The following is a 15,261-nucleotide window of genomic DNA, read 5'->3' on the forward strand; positions in this document are numbered from 1 at the left end:
CTGGATGCAGGGCGGCGTTGCGCCGCCCGCTCTAGGATCAGAGGATGGCCAGGGCCTTCTGCAGGCGCGCCACGGCCTCGACCAGATCGGAGGATTTGCGGGCGAAGCAGAGGCGAAGGCCGGTCTCGCCGCCGGGGCCGAAAGCCGTGCCGGGGGCGAGGCCGACATTGGCGCTGTCGACCAGATCGAGCGCGAGCTTGCGTGAATCCTCGCGGCCATCGACCGAGAAGAACTGGTAGAACGCCCCGACCGGCGCCGAGAGCGTGACGCGGTTCGTCGCCTTCAGCCCCTCGAACACGATGCGGCGTCCCTCGGCCGCGCGCGCGATCTGCTCGGCGACGAAGCCTTCGCCCTCGTCGAGGGCGGCGATGGCGCCGCGCTGGACGAAGACCGGCGAACCGGAAGTCGAGTACTGGATGAGGTTCTCGACGATCTGCCCGAAGGCGACGGGCACCTCGATCCAGCCGATACGCCAGCCGGTCATCGCCCAGTTCTTCGAGAAGGTCTGGACGAAGATGACGCGGTCCTCGGCCTCCATGATGTCGTGGAAGGAGGGCGCGCGCTCCGAGCCGTCATAGACGAAGCGGCCATAAATCTCGTCGGCGATGAGCCAGATGCCGTGCTTGCGCGAGAGTGCGAGCAGCGCCTCCTGCTCGGCCCTGGTCGCAGTCCAGCCGGTAGGGTTCGACGGCGAGTTCACGAGGATGCCGCGTGTGCGCGGCGTGATCGCGGCGGCGAGCCTGTCGAGATCGAGGGTGAAGCGGCCCTGCGCGTAATCCATCGGGACGCAGACGGTCGCCGCACCGCTGACGCCGACGGCGGCGCCGAAATTCGGCCAGGCCGGGGTCGGGATGAGGATCTCGTCGCCGGGGCCGGCGATCATCCGCACGGCGATCTGGACCGACTGCATGCCCGAGCCGGTGACGAAGAAGCTCTCGGGCGAGAATTTGCGGCCATAGACGCGCTGGTGATAGCGGGCGAGCGCCTCGCGCAATTCCGGAATGCCGCGCTGCCAGGTGTAGAAGGTCTCGCCCGCCGCGAGCGAGCGCGCCGCGGCATCGGCGATGAAGGCCGGAGTCGAGAGATCGCCCTCCCCGACCCAGAGCGGGATCAGGCCGGGCTTGAGCCGGCCGTGATTGACCACTTCGACGATCCCGCTCTCCGGCGCGTTCCGGGCTTCGGGGCGAAGCTCGGCGATCAGGGTGCTGCCCGGCAGGATGGCGGTGTTCATCGGGATCGGCCTCACGAAAATACGATGCCTCACCTTTAGCCGATTGCAGCAAGGCGAGGCATGAAATCGCGAGATCGGGTCGATCGGCGGCCGTGATGAATCACGGCCGCGCGACGGTTGGGGTCAGGCCTGCTTCTGCTTGAGCAGGTCGCGGATCTCACCGAGCAGAACGACATCGTCGGGCTTCGCGGCGGGAGCCTCTGCCTTCGGCGGCTCCTTCTTCTGCAGCTGGTTGATGCCCTTGACCACGAGGAACAAGACGAAGGCGATGATCAGGAAATTGATCGCAACGGTGACGAAGTTGCCATAGGCTAGCACCGCGCCCTGCTTCCTGGCTTCCGAGAGGATCGGCGAGGTCACCGCCTTGTTGAGACCGATGAAATAGTTCGAGTAGTCGACGCCGCCGAGCGCGCCGATGAAGGGCATGATGATATCGGAGACGAGCGAGTCGACGATCCGGCTGAACGCGGCGCCGATGATGACGCCGATGGCGAGGTCGACGACATTGCCCTTGAGGGCGAATTTCTTGAATTCTTCCAACATGGTGCACCCCTTGAGAATCGACAAGGCTACCCCAACAGCCTGATCCCGACGCTAGACCAGCCTCGCAGAGCAGGGAAAGCCCGAAAACGCGCCGATGCCGGCCCTATTCCACGGAGAATGCAAAGAGTTGGGGATGAATCCGGCTCGGAAACGCAACCCTTACCCTGAGAGGGCAGCCGCCAAAGGCGCTCCCGTCCTCGAGAAGCTGACCTTGCCCCCCCAAATGCGCGGGTCATCCCGGCCGGAGCGAAGCGGAGATCCGGGATCCATTCCGAAGCCTTTCAGATCAGGGTTCCGGCATGGATCCCGGGTCTCCCTGCGGTCGCCCGGGATGACCTGTGCAGTTTCGAGCAGACACTGATCAAAGTCATTGCGTGCCTGGGCGGCCAGGCTCTCGGGATGAGGGCTGCATTTTTCGAACGGGCTATTGTACCCTGCCGCAAACCCGGAAACGGAACACGATGGCGCCTGCAACCCGGCCTCGCTCGCACACGATATCCACGAGGGCGGCATGATCCCCGCCTGGTCCGTGGTGCTGGTCGCGCTCGCTTATCTCTGTGGGCTCTTTGCCGTCGCCCATGTCGCCGATACCTCCGGGCGCAAGCTGATGACCGGCCGGGCGCGAACCACGGTCTATGCGCTGGCGCTCGGCGTCTACTGCACCTCCTGGACGTTCTACGGCTCGGTCGGCTTCGCCAATCGCGCCGGCTTCGACTTCCTCGGCATCTATGTCGGACCGATCCTCGTGATCGGGCTGGGCCACCGCTTCGTCGCCCGCATCGTCGGGATCGCGAAGTCTCAGAACATCACCTCGATCGCCGATTTCGTCGGGGCGCGCTACGGCAAGAGCGAGCGCGTCGCCGCGCTGGTCTGCATCGTCGCGGTGATCGGGGCGCTGCCCTATATCTCGCTGCAACTGAAGGCCGTCGCCAACTCGCTCTCGGTCTTCCTGGCCGCGGCCGGCGGCCATGCGCCTCCGTCGGACGTGCCGGTGCTGAGTGACCTGCCCTTCCTGGTCGCCGTCGTGCTCGCCGGCTTCGCCTGCGCCTTCGGCACCCGCCACATCGACGCCACCGAGCACCAGGACGGCCTGGTGCTGGCGATCGCTGTCGAATCCCTGATCAAGCTCGTCGCCTTCCTCGTGCTCGGCTTCTTCATCGTCTACGGGCTGTTCGGCGGCCCCGGCGACCTGCTGGCACAAGCTGCAAAACCGGTCGACGGCGCCCTGCCGATCTGGGAGCGCACCTCGAGCTGGCCGAACTTCCTGACGCTGACGCTGCTATCGAGCTGCGCCGCATTGCTGCTGGCGCGGCAGTTCCACATGACCATCGTCGAGAACCGCGACGTGCGCGACGTGCGCCGCGCGGCCTGGATGTTTCCGCTCTATCTCGTGCTGATCAACCTGTTCGTGCTGCCGCTCGCGGCCGCCGGCGAGATCCTGATCCCCGGCAGCGGCGTCGACCGCGACATGACCGTGCTGCTGCTGCCCTTGCAGCGCGAGGCCGGGGTGATCGCCCTCCTCGTCTTCGTTGGCGGACTCTCCGCCGCGACCGCGATGGTGATCGTCGCCTCGGTCGCGCTGGCGATCATGATCTCCAACCATCTCGTCATGCCGCTGCTGCTGCGCGGCCGCCGCAGCCTGAGCGACCCCGGCCGCGCCTTCAGACGGTTCGGCGGGCGCGATGACGGCGACAGCAATCTCGGCGGCGATCTCGGCTCGCAGGTGGTGATCATCCGGCGATTGAGCATCTTCCTCGTGATCCTGCTCGGTTATCTCTATTACCGCGCCTCGGGCGAGGCGGCGCTGGTCTCGATCGGCCTGCTCTCCTTCGCCGCGACGGCGCAGATCGCGCCGGCCTTTTTCGGCGGGCTGATCTGGCGGCGCGGCACCTCGCTGGGCGCCGCGGCGGGACTGACGATCGGCACGCTAGTCTGGGCCTATACGCTCTTGATGCCGAGCCTCGCGCTGCCCGGTGGCTGGTGGAGCAGCATCGTCACCGAAGGCCCGTTCGGAGCCGGCATCTTCAGGCCTGAAGCGATGTTCGGGCTGGAATGGCCGGCGCTGCCGCATGGCGTGTTCTGGAGCCTCGGCCTCAACATCCTCGCCTATATCGGCTTCTCGCTGCTCCGCCCGGCCAATGCGATGGAACGCTTGCAGGCCAATGCCTTCGTCGCTTCCCAGCCGGCGACGATGGCGCAGTCCTTCTCGCTCTGGCGCACCACGATCACCGAGGGCGAGCTGCAATCGACGATCGCGCGCTATCTCGGGGCGGAGCGCACGCAGCGCGCCTTCGAGGGCTTCAACAGCGGCCGCGGCGAGGCCTCGGAAAGCGGGCGCCAGGCCGATATCCATCTGCTGCGCTTCGGCGAGCACCTGCTCTCCTCGGCGATCGGCGCGGCCTCCTCGCGCCTCGTCCTGTCGTTGCTGCTGAAGCGACGCAACCTCTCGACCGAGGCCGCCTTCAAGCTGCTCGACGATGCCTCGGCCGCGCTCCAGTACAATCGCGACATCCTCCAGCACGGGCTCGACCATGCCGGCCAGGGCATCACCGTGCTCGACCGGGACCTGCGCCTGCTCGCCTGGAACCAGGCCTTCATCCAGCTCTACGACCTGCCGGCCTCGCTGGTCCGGTTCGGCACCGGGCTCGACGAGATCGTGCGCTTCAACGCCGGGCGCGGCGCCTATGGCACCGGTGCGCGCGACGAGTTGATGGCGGCGCGGCTGGAAAGCTTCATCAACGACCGCGAGCCGGTCCGTCTCAAGCTCTACCCCTCGAAGAAGGTCATCGAGGTCCGTACCAACGCCCTTCCCGATGGCGGCTTCGTCACGACCTATACCGACATCACCGACACCGTCGCCGGCGAAGAGGAGCTCGAACGCGCCAACGAAAGCCTTGAGCGTCGCGTCGCCGAGCGCACCGAGGAACTCCTCCACGTCAATGCCGAGCTGCAACGAGCCAAGGCCGAGGCCGAGGCCGCCAACGCCTCGAAGACGCGCTTCCTCGCCGCCGCCAGCCACGACATCCTGCAACCACTCAATGCCGCGCGGCTCTACGCGACCTCGCTGGTCGAGCGCGACCGCAGCGGCGGCCAGCCCGAGCTCGCCGAGAATATCGATGCGTCGCTCGACGCGGTCGAGGAAATCCTGACGGCGCTTCTGGAGATCTCGCGGCTCGACGGCGGGGCGCTCAAGCCGGAGCTCTCCTCCTTCCGGCTGGACGAACTGATGCGCCAGCTCCAGCGCGAATTCGAGCCCAGCGCCCAGGAGAAGGGCTTGAAGCTCGTCTTCATGCCGACCAGCCTGACCTTGCGCTCGGACCGGCGCCTGCTGCGCCGTCTGCTGCAGAACCTGATCTCCAACGCGATCAAGTACACGCCGAACGGCAAGGTGCTGATCGGCTGCCGGCGTCGCGGCAATCAGGTCGCGGTCGAGGTCATCGATACCGGGCTCGGCATCCCCCAGAGCAAGCAGAAGACCGTGTTCCGCGAATTCCAGCGGCTCGACCAGGGCGCGAAGGTGGCGCGTGGCCTCGGCCTCGGTCTCTCGATCGTGCAGCGCATCGCGCGTGCGCTCGACCATGGGCTGACGCTCGACTCGGCGCCGGGACGCGGCACGCGCTTCTCGATTCGAGTCCCGCGCGCCGCGCCGCTCCCGGCCATGACGACCGCGGCCGCGCCACGCAATGCGCCGGCCGGGCAGCTCGCGGGCATGCGGCTCCTTGTCGTCGACAACGAGCCCGCCATCCTCGACGGCATGAAGCGCCTGCTTGAAGGCTGGGGCTGCCGGGTCACGATCGCCGCCAGCCTCGAAGAGGCGCTCCCACATGTCGGCAGCAAGGGCGAGGCGGATGTGCTGATCGCCGACTACCATCTCGACCACGGGAACGGGCTGACTGCGATCAGCACGCTCCGTGCCCGCGCCCGCACGCCGATGCCGGCGATCCTGCTCACCGCCGACCGGACGCCGCATGTGCGCGAGGCCGCGAACGCGCTCGACGTGCACCTGCTCAACAAGCCGCTCAAGCCGGCCGCCTTACGGGCGCTGCTGGCGCAGTGGCGCGCGACGCGGCTGGCGGCGGAGTAAGCACCGCTCTACGTGCTCGGAACCACGACCGTCATCCCGGGCTTGCCCCGGGATCCATCGTAAAGCGCAGAGCCCTACGATGGATTCCGGAGTTCCGCTTCGCTCCATCCGGGATGACGGTAGAGGTTCGAGCGCTCTCTCAGGCAGCGGTCGAGGCGGCGCTGCGCATGGCGTCCTCGGAGGCGAGGAAGGCCGCGACCTCCGGGCTCGGCTCCGGGCTCTGCGCGATAACGCCGATCTCGCCGAGCAGACGCGCGACCGGGACATAGGCGCGAACCTTCTTGTCGTAGAGCGCGGCCCGGACCAGCGCGACCGCAGCGACGATCTCGGTGCCGTCCCGGCCCTGCATCAGCATGCGATGCTGCATCACCAACCAGTTCTCGCTCCAGCACAGGATGGTCGTCTCGACCCGGAACGGGCGAAACAGACGCATCTCGCGGCGGAAGCGGATCGTGCCGGCATTGACCACCGGCAGCCAGCGATGGCGCAGCACCGCCCGCCACAAGCCGCTGCGCAGCATCAGGTCGAGCCGGCCGAGATCCATCAGCGTCCAGTAGCGGCCATTGTTCATGTGCAGGCTGGTGTCGAGATCGTGGAACCAGACCCGGAAAGGCAGGACGGACGCATCTGCCGGCAAGTCGAGCCGCGGGCGGAAGCGCGTCGTCAGCAGAAGCCAGATCAGGCGGAACCAGAGATTCATGGGGAGCTTTTCCGCACCGGATCGATCGCGTGCGCGCCTCCATGTCATGGAGATGCCGGCACTGTCGATCATGCTATCGTCTGCCCATCGCTTCGGAGCCAGCCCTTGCCCACCCTTCACGTTTCCCCGCTGTCGCGGCTGGACGAGACCGTCGCGGCGGTCCGCGCCCGGCATCTGGTGACGCTGATCAATCTCGGCACGCCGGTCGCGCGGCCTGCGGGGATCGCGCCCGAGCGGCATCTCTTCCTCGGCATGTCCGACATCAACCAGGCGCTCGACGGCCATGTTCTCGCCGGGCAGGAGCATATGGCGCGCCTGCTCGCCTTCCTGCGCGACTGGGACCGGGCAGAGCCGATGGTGATCCATTGCTGGGCCGGGATCAGCCGCTCGACGGCCGCTGCCTATATCGCTGCCTGCACCCTCGGACCTGAGCAAGACGAGGACGAGGTCGCGGACGCGCTGCGTGCCGCTGCCCCTTCCGCGACGCCGAATGCCCGGCTCGTGGCGCTGGCCGATACGGCGCTCGGACGACGCGGCCGGATGATCCGCGCGATCGAGCGAATCGGGCGCGGCGCCGATGCCTTCGAGGGTACGCCCTTCGCCATGCCGCTCGCCTGAATTCCCGCTTCCGGCGACGCAGCTTCCTGCGCGCATTCTCCGCCAGCGCTGCCAATGCTACGGCACTCGCGCCGGATCGCTGCAGAAGATTGCTTGCATCGGGCGAAATTTGCGACGATGCATCGCGCGGGAGGCCTGAGAGCCTCTAATAAAATCCGGAGGGATCTCGATGGGCTTTGGAGGAGCCGCATGCCAGGAGGAGCGCGCAGCCGATATCTGTCGATATCGGCAAGTCGGTCCGACGCCGCAGGCGGCCCTCCAAAGCCCACCTCCGGCGCCGGGAATTCGACCGCCCGCGGCGTCGCGGCGCTTGCCGATGCCAAGGGTATCGGCTTCACCTCGCTCCTGGCGGAGCGGACGAATTGCCGGCGTCGAGACCCCACCGGATTTTGTTAGAGGCTCTTCACCGTGACCACGACGATCGAGCTCGATTCGCGCGACCGCTCCATCCTGCGGATTCTCCAGCAGGACGGGCGCATCACCAATTCGGACCTTGCCGAGAAGGTGCATCTCTCGCCTTCGGCCTGCCTGCGCCGCGTCCGACAGCTCGAGGACAGCGGCCTGATCCGCGGCTATGCGATGATGCTCGACGACAAGACCGCGGGCTTTCCCGGCACGGCCTTCGTCTTCGTCACGCTGGACCAGCAGGGCCGCGCCTCGCTGGAGAGCTTCGAGCAGGCGGTGCAGAGCCTGCCCGAGATCCTCGAATGCCATCTGCTGGCTGGCGCGCATGACTATCTGATGCGGGTGATCTATCGCGACAGCGCCGATTTCGAGCGCATCCATACCGACATCATCACGCAACTGCCTGGCGTCACCCGCGTGCAGTCGACGCTGACGCTGCGCACGATCAAGAAGACCTCGGCCCTGCCGGTCTGAATCAGCAGCGGCGCGAAGCGGGTTGCGGCCGGGCGCACTCCGGCGGATAAGCTCACCCGCAAAGAGGAATCAGGCCGTGAGCGAAGAGAAGACCAACGCCGATGTCGCCGCCCTGCCCTTCGAGGCAGCGATGAAGGAACTCGAAGCCATCGTCGCGCGGCTGGAACGCGGCGACGTGCCGCTCGAGGAATCGATTGCGATCTACACGCGCGGCGAGGCGCTGAAGGCCCGCTGCGACGCGCTGTTGAAGCAGGCGGAAGCTCGCATCGAGCGCATCACACTCGGTGCCGACGGCAAGCCGACGGGCGCAACCCCGCTCGACGTCGAGAACTGAGCCGGCCCCCACGCGCCCGACGCCGCTCCAGCTCGTCATGCTCACCCTTGTGGCGAGCATCCACGTCTTGGGCACCAGCCTCGATGAAGGAAGACGTGGATGGTCGGGACAAGCCCGACCATGACGGAAAAGGCCTGTTCCTGCATTCAGGCCTGGCGATACGCGCCCATTGGCACCGCGCTCGCATGCGCATGATCGATCGGCGGATCTTGCGCTCATGCAATCGGGCGATGGCGGCTGGAATCTTGCCGGCCAGTGCAATCGGGTTCACGTTCCGACCCGACCAAGGAGGCCCTCATGTCGCAACTCCCCGCCGACGATCCGATCCTGGGCGATGCCCGCTCCTGCGAGGCGATCGAGAAGGTGATCGTGCCCCGCTCCCATGATCTCGGCGGCTTTCAGGTCCGCCGGGCGCTGCCGGCCATCGGCCAGCGCATGGTCGGCCCCTTCATCTTCTTCGACCAGATGGGCCCGGCCGAATTCCATCTCGGCGAAGGTCTCGATGTGCGTCCGCACCCGCATATCGGGCTCTCGACCGTGACCTATCTCTTCGACGGCGAGATCATGCATCGCGACTCGCTCGGCACGGCGCTCGCGATCAAGCCGGGCGCGGTGAACCTGATGACGGCCGGGCGCGGCATCGTCCATTCCGAACGCACCGGCCTAGAAGCGCGCGCCACCGGCCCGAAGCTCTACGGCATCCAGGCCTGGCTCGCGCTGCCGAAGACGCATGAAGAGGTCGCGCCCGAGTTCAAGCATCACGGCGCCCAGGACCTGCCGCGCATCGTCGAGGGCGGCAAGCGCATCAGCCTGATCATGGGCTCGGCCTATGGCCAGACCTCGCCGGTGCAATTCCCCTGGGACGCGCTCTATGCCGAAGCCGTGCTCTCGCCCGGTTCGATCCTGCCGCTCGATCCCGATTATGACGAGCGCGCGATCTATATCGTCTCGGGCAAGGTCGACATCGCCGGGGAGGAGTTCGGCGCGGGCCAGCTCCTCGTCTTCAAGCCGGGCGACCGCATCTCGATCCTCGCCATCGACCAGAGCCGGGTCATGATCGTCGGCGGCGAGCCGATGGACGGCCCGCGCAACATCTGGTGGAACTTCGTCTCCTCCTCGAAGGAGCGCATCGAGCAGGCCAAGCACGAGTGGAAGACCGGTCGCTTCGACACCGTGCCCGGCGACGAGAGCGAGTTCATCCCGCTGCCCGAAGGCTGAGGCGAGGGTTTCAACTATTCATTCGCGGCTCGCGTTTCGCCGTCTTTCCGGGGCGATCCGAAGGATCGAGCCCGGAACCCAGAACCGATGCCGTTTCCGGGACGGACGCTGTCGGGCCATCGCTCGAACGCATAGTCGCATCGGTTCTGGATTCCGGGCTCAGGCCTGCGGCCTGCCCCGGAAAGACGGTAGAGGCTCAGGCGGCTTCAGAAATATCCCGCAGCCGTGGCACCCGCGAGAAGCCGATCAGCAGCAGCTGGATCAGGAAGCCCGCGGTCGCCAGCGCCAGGCAGGCGGCGATGCCGAGATGCGCCGCGACGGAGGCGCCGATCGCGGCGCCGATCGGCCGCGCCCCGAAGGTCGCGGTCATGATCAGGGCGGAAACACGGCCAAGCATGGCGTTCGGCGTCACCGCCTGTCGCAGTGTCATGGTCGAGATCGTCCAGATGATCGGGCCGACGCCGAACAGGAAGAAGCTCGCGGCAACCAGATAGACCGAGGGCAGCCAGAGCGTCGCGAACATCACGCCGGCCGCGCAAAGCCCTGCGAAGGGTCCGAGCAGGATCAGCGTCCCGAAGGTGACCTGCTTCGCGATGGCCGGCGCGAGGATGGCGCCGACGATCATGCCGGCGCCGTAGATGCCCAAGGTGATGCCGACCTGCGTGGCGCTCAAGCCCAGGTTCTGGACGGCATAGGCGACATAGACGGCCTGGAAGATGAACCAGGAGACGTTGAAGAACACCGCCGTCATCAGGATCGGCCGGAGCAGGTCGTGGCCGGCGACGAAGCGCGCGCCTTCCTTGAGATCGTCAAGCAGATCGCGGCGCGGGCCTGACGGTGCCTCGTCCTTCGGCAGGCCAGCCAGCAGCATCGCCGCGAGGATGGAAAGCCCGGCCGCCAGCCCATAGGCCGTCGAGACGCCGATCCAGCCGACGAGCGCACCGCCCAACGCCGGGCCGCCGGCATAGGCGAAGCTGCGGGCCAGTTCCAGCCAGCGATTGGCATCCGCCAGCCGCGCGCGCGGCACCACCGAGGGAACGAAAGCAGGAGCGGCGACGCTGTAGCAGACCGTACCGATCGCCCCGAGCGCCCCCATCAGCGCGAGCCAGCTCAGGTTGAGAGTGCCCGCGGCAAGCAGAAGCGGGATCGCCAGCAGCGAAACCGCGCGCAGCACTTCAGTGCCAACCATCAGCCGGCGGCGCGAGGCGCGATCGACCATCAGGCCTGCGGGAATCGAGAGCAGGAGGAAGGGCAAGGTCTGCGCCGTCTGCAACCAGCCGGTCTCGGCCGGTCCGGCCGCGAGCAGGAGGACCGCGGCCAACGGCGCGGCGGCAAGCGCGATCTGCTCCGAGAATTGCGCGAAGAGATTGGACCAGCCGATGCGGCGAAATGCCGTCGGCAAAGGCGTGGTATTAGTCAGTTGCATGGTGTTTGCGTCCCCGGAAGCGGTCATGGGCGCACTGAAATCCGTTGCAGGCGTCGGAACCACCCGTTTCGTGGCAAGGCGACACGCGCGCCGTCGACTTGGTCGAAAACACAACTGTGGTTTGCAAGCGCGCCGCGCAGGCTCTATTTCGAGGGCATCCCAGCGAAGGATCAGACAGCCTCGTGCCCCGCCCCGCCACGCCGCTCCTCGACACGATCCACGACCCCGCCGACCTGCGGGCCCTCGACGATGCCAAGCTGCGCCAGCTCGCCGACGAGCTCCGGCTCGAGACGATCGACGCCGTCTCCGTCACCGGCGGGCATCTCGGCGCGGGCTTAGGCGTGGTCGAGCTGACCGTCGCGCTGCATCATGTCTTCGATACGCCGCGCGACCGAGTGATCTGGGATGTCGGCCACCAGGCCTATCCGCACAAGATCCTGACCGGGCGGCGCGAGCGCATTCGCACGCTGCGCCAGCCGGGCGGCCTTTCCGGCTTCACCAAGCGCGCCGAGAGCGACTACGACCCGTTCGGCGCGGCGCATTCCTCGACCTCGATCTCTGCGGGGCTCGGCATGGCGGTCGGACGCGATCTCTCCGGCGGGCGCAACAATGTCGTCGCTGTGATCGGCGATGGCGCTATGTCCGCCGGCATGGCCTATGAGGCCATGAACAATGCCGGCGCGCTCGGCTCGCGCCTCATCGTCATCCTCAACGACAACGACATGTCGATCGCCCCGCCCGTCGGCGCGATGTCGGCCTATCTGGCGCGGCTCGTCTCGGGGCGGACCTACCGCTCGATCCGCGAGGTCGCCAAGCAGCTCGCCGAGAAGCTGCCGCGCTTCTTCCACGACAAGGCGCGGCGCACCGAGGAATATGCCCGCGGTTTCTGGACCGGCGGGACGATGTTCGAGGAGCTCGGCTTCTACTATGTCGGGCCGATCGACGGGCACAATCTCGACCATCTGCTGCCGGTGCTGCGCAATGTCCGCGACGCCGAGAGCGGGCCGATCCTCGTCCATGTCGTCACGCAGAAGGGCAAAGGCTATGCCCCGGCCGAGGCCAGCGCCGACAAATACCACGGCGTGGTCAAGTTCGACCCCGTCACCGGCCAGCAGGCCAAGACGCCGGCCAATGCGCCGAGCTACACCAATGTCTTCGCCCAGGCCCTTATCAAGCAGGCGCGCGAGGATGACAAGGTCGTCGCCGTCACCGCCGCGATGCCGTCCGGCACCGGGCTCGACGCCTTCGGCAAGGAGTTCCCGGGCCGCACCTTCGATGTCGGCATCGCCGAGCAGCACGCGGTGACCTTCGCGGCCGGCCTCGCGACCGAGGGCTACAAGCCCTTCGTGGCGATCTACTCGACCTTCATGCAGCGCGCCTACGACCAGATCGTCCATGACGTGGCGATCCAGAAGCTGCCGGTGCGCTTCGCACTCGACCGGGCCGGGCTCGTCGGCGCAGACGGCGCGACCCATGCCGGCTCCTTCGACATCGCCTATCTCGCCTGCCTGCCGGACATGGTGGTGATGGCGGCCGCCGACGAGGCCGAGCTCACCCATATGGTCGCGACCGCCGCAGCCTATGACGAGGGGCCGATTGCCTTCCGCTATCCGCGCGGCGAAGGCGTCGGCGTCGAGATTCCCGATGTCGGCGTGCCCCTCCCGATCGGCAAGGGCCGCATCGTTCGCGAGGGCACACGGATCGCGCTGCTCTCGCTCGGCACGCGGCTGGCCGAATGCCTCAAGGCGGCCGAGCTGTTGGCGCAGCGCGGCCTGTCGACGACGGTCGCCGATGCCCGCTTCGCCAAGCCGCTCGACGAGGCGCTGATCCTCAAGCTCGCCCGCGAGCACGAAGTTCTCGTCACCGTCGAGGAAGGTTCGGTCGGCGGCTTCGGCAGCCATGTGCTGCATCTGCTGGCGCTGAACGGCGCGCTCGATGCCGGCCTGAAGATCAGGAGCCTGACGCTGCCCGACGTCTTCCAGGATCATGACAAGCCGGATGCGATGTATGCCGCAGCCGGGCTCGACGCCGCCGGCATTGTCAAGGCCGTCGAGGCCGCGCTGGGCCGGCCCAGCGTCGTGAAGCTGGCCTGACGGCTTCGACATGAAAAGCCGTGCAGACCAGTTGCTCGTCGAGCGCGGCTTCTTCGAAAGCCGCGCGCGGGCGCAAGCTGCGATCGCGGCCGGGCTAGTTACCGCCAACGGCGCGCCGGTGCGCAAAGCTTCGGAGATGGTGGCCGATGACGCGGAGGTCACCGCGCAGGCGCCGCACCCTTACGTCTCGCGTGGTGGCCTCAAGCTCGCCGGCGCGCTCGATGCCTTCGGCTTCGATCCGCGGGGGCTCACCTGCCTCGATGTCGGCTCCTCGACCGGCGGTTTCACCGATCTGTTGTTGCAACGCGGCGCGTGCCATGTCGTCGCAGTCGATGTCGGGCGCGACCAGCTTCATCATTCGCTGCGAGCCGATCCGCGCGTCACCAGCTTCGAAGGGCAGGACATCCGCACGCTGGATACCGAAGCCCTGCCGGAGCGACCGAGCCTCGCCGCGATCGACGTCAGCTTCATCTCGCTGAAACTGGTGCTGCCGGCCGTCGCTGCCCTGCTCACGCCAGACGCCGGCATCGCCGCATTGATCAAGCCGCAATTCGAAGCTGGCCGCGCCGCGCTCAAGAAGGGCATCGTCCGGGACGAGGCGATCCAGTTGCAGGTGTGCGACGAGATTGTCGCAGTGTTGCAAGAGCTGGGCTTTACGGTCGACGGGCCGATCCCCTCCCCGATCGAGGGTGGCGACGGCAATCGCGAATTTCTGGTCGGCGCGCGGCGGCCTGCCTGATCAGCGCGCCAGCAAGGCGTCGATCTGGGCCTGAAGGGCAGCATCCTCGAACGCGCCGATATCGATCATGCCGTTCGCGTTGATGAACTGGGTCGCGCGGGCGATCTGGCGGCGCAGAGCCTCGCCGGCAACCTCGATGATCTCCGGCAGCTCTGGTGAAGGTGACGTTTCCGCGAGCAGCGCCGTCACGGTCGTGACAAGGCGTGCCATGGAACGGCAGACCTCCTCGAACCTCTCGCGCAGCGCCAGGTCGATCCGGTCATAGGCTGCCAGCGCCTCGGCTGCGCAACGCAGCGGCGATATCTCGAAATGCCCGCGATAGCAGAGGCCTCGCCAGGATTGCAGGTCTTCAATGACGCTGTCGTCGCTCGTCGCCATCTCGATCAGCATCAGGGCTTCACTGTAGCGATTGAGGAAATCGGTCGACAGACGCGGATGAACACCGGCGTCGAGCCGGTCGGCCGCCGTTCCAGCCAGCATGTCCGTCGCGATGACGCTCATCCGCTACCCCAAATCGGCGCGACTATGTTCGTGCAACCGCAAATAAAGTGTTGCTTCCGAACGCTCGTCTCGACCTAAACAGCGGCATGTGCGGACGCTACGCGATCACCCTGCCACCCGAAGCGATGCGCGAGACCTTCGGCTATCGCGAGCAGCCGAATTTCCCGCCGCGCTACAATATCGCACCGACGCAGCCGGTGCCGATCGTCAGGCTGCATGACGGGGCGCGGCAGTTCATGCTGATGCGCTGGGGCTTCATTCCGGGTTGGGTCAAGGACGCCAAGGATTTCCCGCTCGTCATCAATATCCGCATCGAGAGCGCCGCCGAGAAGCCCTCCTTCCGCAACGCCCTGACACGGCGGCGCTGCCTGCTGCCGGCCGACGCGTTCTACGAATGGCGCCGCAGCGGCGCCGGCAAACAGGCCCGCAACGAAGCTTTCCTGTTCCGGAAGCCGGATCGCGGCCTCTTCGCCTTCGCCGCACTCTGGGAGACCTGGCATTCGCCAGATGGCTCCGAGATCGACACGGTCGCGATGATGACCGGGCCGGCCAACGGCACGATGGCCCCGATCCATCACCGCAGCCCGATCATCCTCGATCCCCGCGATTACCAGGCCTGGCTCGACCCGCAGGCCACGCCGGAGCAGACCGGGCGCCTGCTGAAACCGCCGCCCGACGATCTGCTGGAGGCGGTCGCCATCGGCAATGCGGTCAACAAGGTCGCGAATGACTCGGCCGAGCTTCAGCTGCCACGCGCCGAGTTGCCGCCGGAGGAAGCCCCCGAGGAACCAAAGCGCCATGCGCGCAAAGCGGCCCGGTCTCCCGCAGATGACGGGCAAGGCAGCCTGTTCTAGCGCCGGATTCGTGCTCTGATCGTCGTGAGAAGACGACGAGG

13 protein-coding genes are annotated in these 15,261 nt (G+C 67.1%); 8 read left to right on the forward strand and 5 right to left on the reverse strand.

The window, feature by feature from the left end; genetic code table 11:
• Positions 1-37: 37 nt before the first annotated feature.
• Together Q0Q02_RS03145 and mscL are read right to left on the reverse strand one after the other, a co-directional pair.
• Positions 38-1,231 (reverse strand): pyridoxal phosphate-dependent aminotransferase, encoded by a 1,194-nt coding sequence (locus Q0Q02_RS03145; protein ID WP_293806795.1) that lies wholly within the window; start codon positions 1,229-1,231, stop codon positions 38-40.
• 123 nt (positions 1,232-1,354) lie between these two features.
• Positions 1,355-1,774, reverse strand: coding sequence for a large conductance mechanosensitive channel protein MscL (mscL, locus tag Q0Q02_RS03150; RefSeq protein ID WP_293806797.1), 420 nt, complete (start codon positions 1,772-1,774; stop codon positions 1,355-1,357).
• A 511-nt stretch (positions 1,775-2,285) separates the two neighbouring features.
• Here mscL and Q0Q02_RS03155 point away from each other — a divergent pair.
• Entirely contained in the window at positions 2,286-5,858 is a 3,573-nt protein-coding gene (locus tag Q0Q02_RS03155; RefSeq protein ID WP_293806798.1) for a NahK/ErcS family hybrid sensor histidine kinase/response regulator, read from the forward strand.
• 139 nt (positions 5,859-5,997) lie between these two features.
• Here Q0Q02_RS03155 and Q0Q02_RS03160 read toward each other — a convergent pair whose 3' ends face one another.
• Entirely contained in the window at positions 5,998-6,558 is a 561-nt protein-coding gene (locus Q0Q02_RS03160) for a thioesterase family protein (protein ID WP_293806799.1), read from the reverse strand.
• Between the two features lie 105 nt (positions 6,559-6,663).
• On the opposite strand from Q0Q02_RS03160, the gene Q0Q02_RS03165 reads away from it, so the two are divergent.
• The 4 genes from Q0Q02_RS03165 (at position 6,664) to Q0Q02_RS03180 (ending at position 9,607) form a co-directional block, all read left to right on the forward strand.
• Positions 6,664-7,176 carry a tyrosine phosphatase family protein gene (locus Q0Q02_RS03165; RefSeq protein WP_293806801.1) on the forward strand — a complete coding sequence of 171 codons (513 nt, stop codon included), beginning with the start codon at positions 6,664-6,666 and terminating at the stop codon, positions 7,174-7,176.
• Between the two features lie 408 nt (positions 7,177-7,584).
• Entirely contained in the window at positions 7,585-8,055 is a 471-nt protein-coding gene (locus tag Q0Q02_RS03170) for an Lrp/AsnC family transcriptional regulator (protein ID WP_293806803.1), read from the forward strand.
• A gap of 76 nt (positions 8,056-8,131) precedes the next feature.
• Positions 8,132-8,389, forward strand: coding sequence for an exodeoxyribonuclease VII small subunit (locus Q0Q02_RS03175; RefSeq protein ID WP_293801622.1), 258 nt, complete (start codon positions 8,132-8,134; stop codon positions 8,387-8,389).
• Positions 8,390-8,686: 297 nt separating this feature from the next.
• Positions 8,687-9,607, forward strand: coding sequence for a pirin family protein (locus tag Q0Q02_RS03180; protein WP_293806805.1), 921 nt, complete (start codon positions 8,687-8,689; stop codon positions 9,605-9,607).
• Positions 9,608-9,803: 196 nt separating this feature from the next.
• On the opposite strand, the gene Q0Q02_RS03185 is transcribed toward Q0Q02_RS03180, so the two are convergent.
• Positions 9,804-11,033: an MFS transporter gene (locus Q0Q02_RS03185; RefSeq protein WP_293806807.1), complete on the reverse strand. Its 1,230-nt coding sequence runs from the start codon at positions 11,031-11,033 to the stop codon at positions 9,804-9,806.
• 182 nt (positions 11,034-11,215) lie between these two features.
• Here Q0Q02_RS03185 and dxs point away from each other — a divergent pair, with 182 nt between their 5' ends.
• Positions 11,216-13,126, forward strand: coding sequence for a 1-deoxy-D-xylulose-5-phosphate synthase (gene dxs / locus Q0Q02_RS03190; protein WP_293806809.1), 1,911 nt, complete (start codon positions 11,216-11,218; stop codon positions 13,124-13,126).
• A 10-nt stretch (positions 13,127-13,136) separates the two neighbouring features.
• Positions 13,137-13,865, forward strand: coding sequence for a TlyA family RNA methyltransferase (locus tag Q0Q02_RS03195; RefSeq protein ID WP_293806811.1), 729 nt, complete (start codon positions 13,137-13,139; stop codon positions 13,863-13,865).
• On the opposite strand, the gene Q0Q02_RS03200 is transcribed toward Q0Q02_RS03195, so the two are convergent.
• On the reverse strand, positions 13,866-14,366 hold the full coding sequence (locus Q0Q02_RS03200; RefSeq protein WP_293806812.1) for a hypothetical protein: 501 nt from the start codon (positions 14,364-14,366) through the stop codon (positions 13,866-13,868).
• Between the two features lie 86 nt (positions 14,367-14,452).
• On the opposite strand from Q0Q02_RS03200, the gene Q0Q02_RS03205 reads away from it, so the two are divergent.
• The gene (locus tag Q0Q02_RS03205; RefSeq protein ID WP_293806814.1) at positions 14,453-15,220 is read left to right on the forward strand and encodes an SOS response-associated peptidase; all 768 of its coding nucleotides are present in this window, start codon (positions 14,453-14,455) and stop codon (positions 15,218-15,220) included.
• The last annotated feature ends 41 nt before the right edge of the window (positions 15,221-15,261 follow it).

Source organism: uncultured Allobosea sp. (genome assembly GCF_945956895.1).
Classification (GTDB): domain Bacteria; phylum Pseudomonadota; class Alphaproteobacteria; order Rhizobiales; family Beijerinckiaceae; genus Allobosea.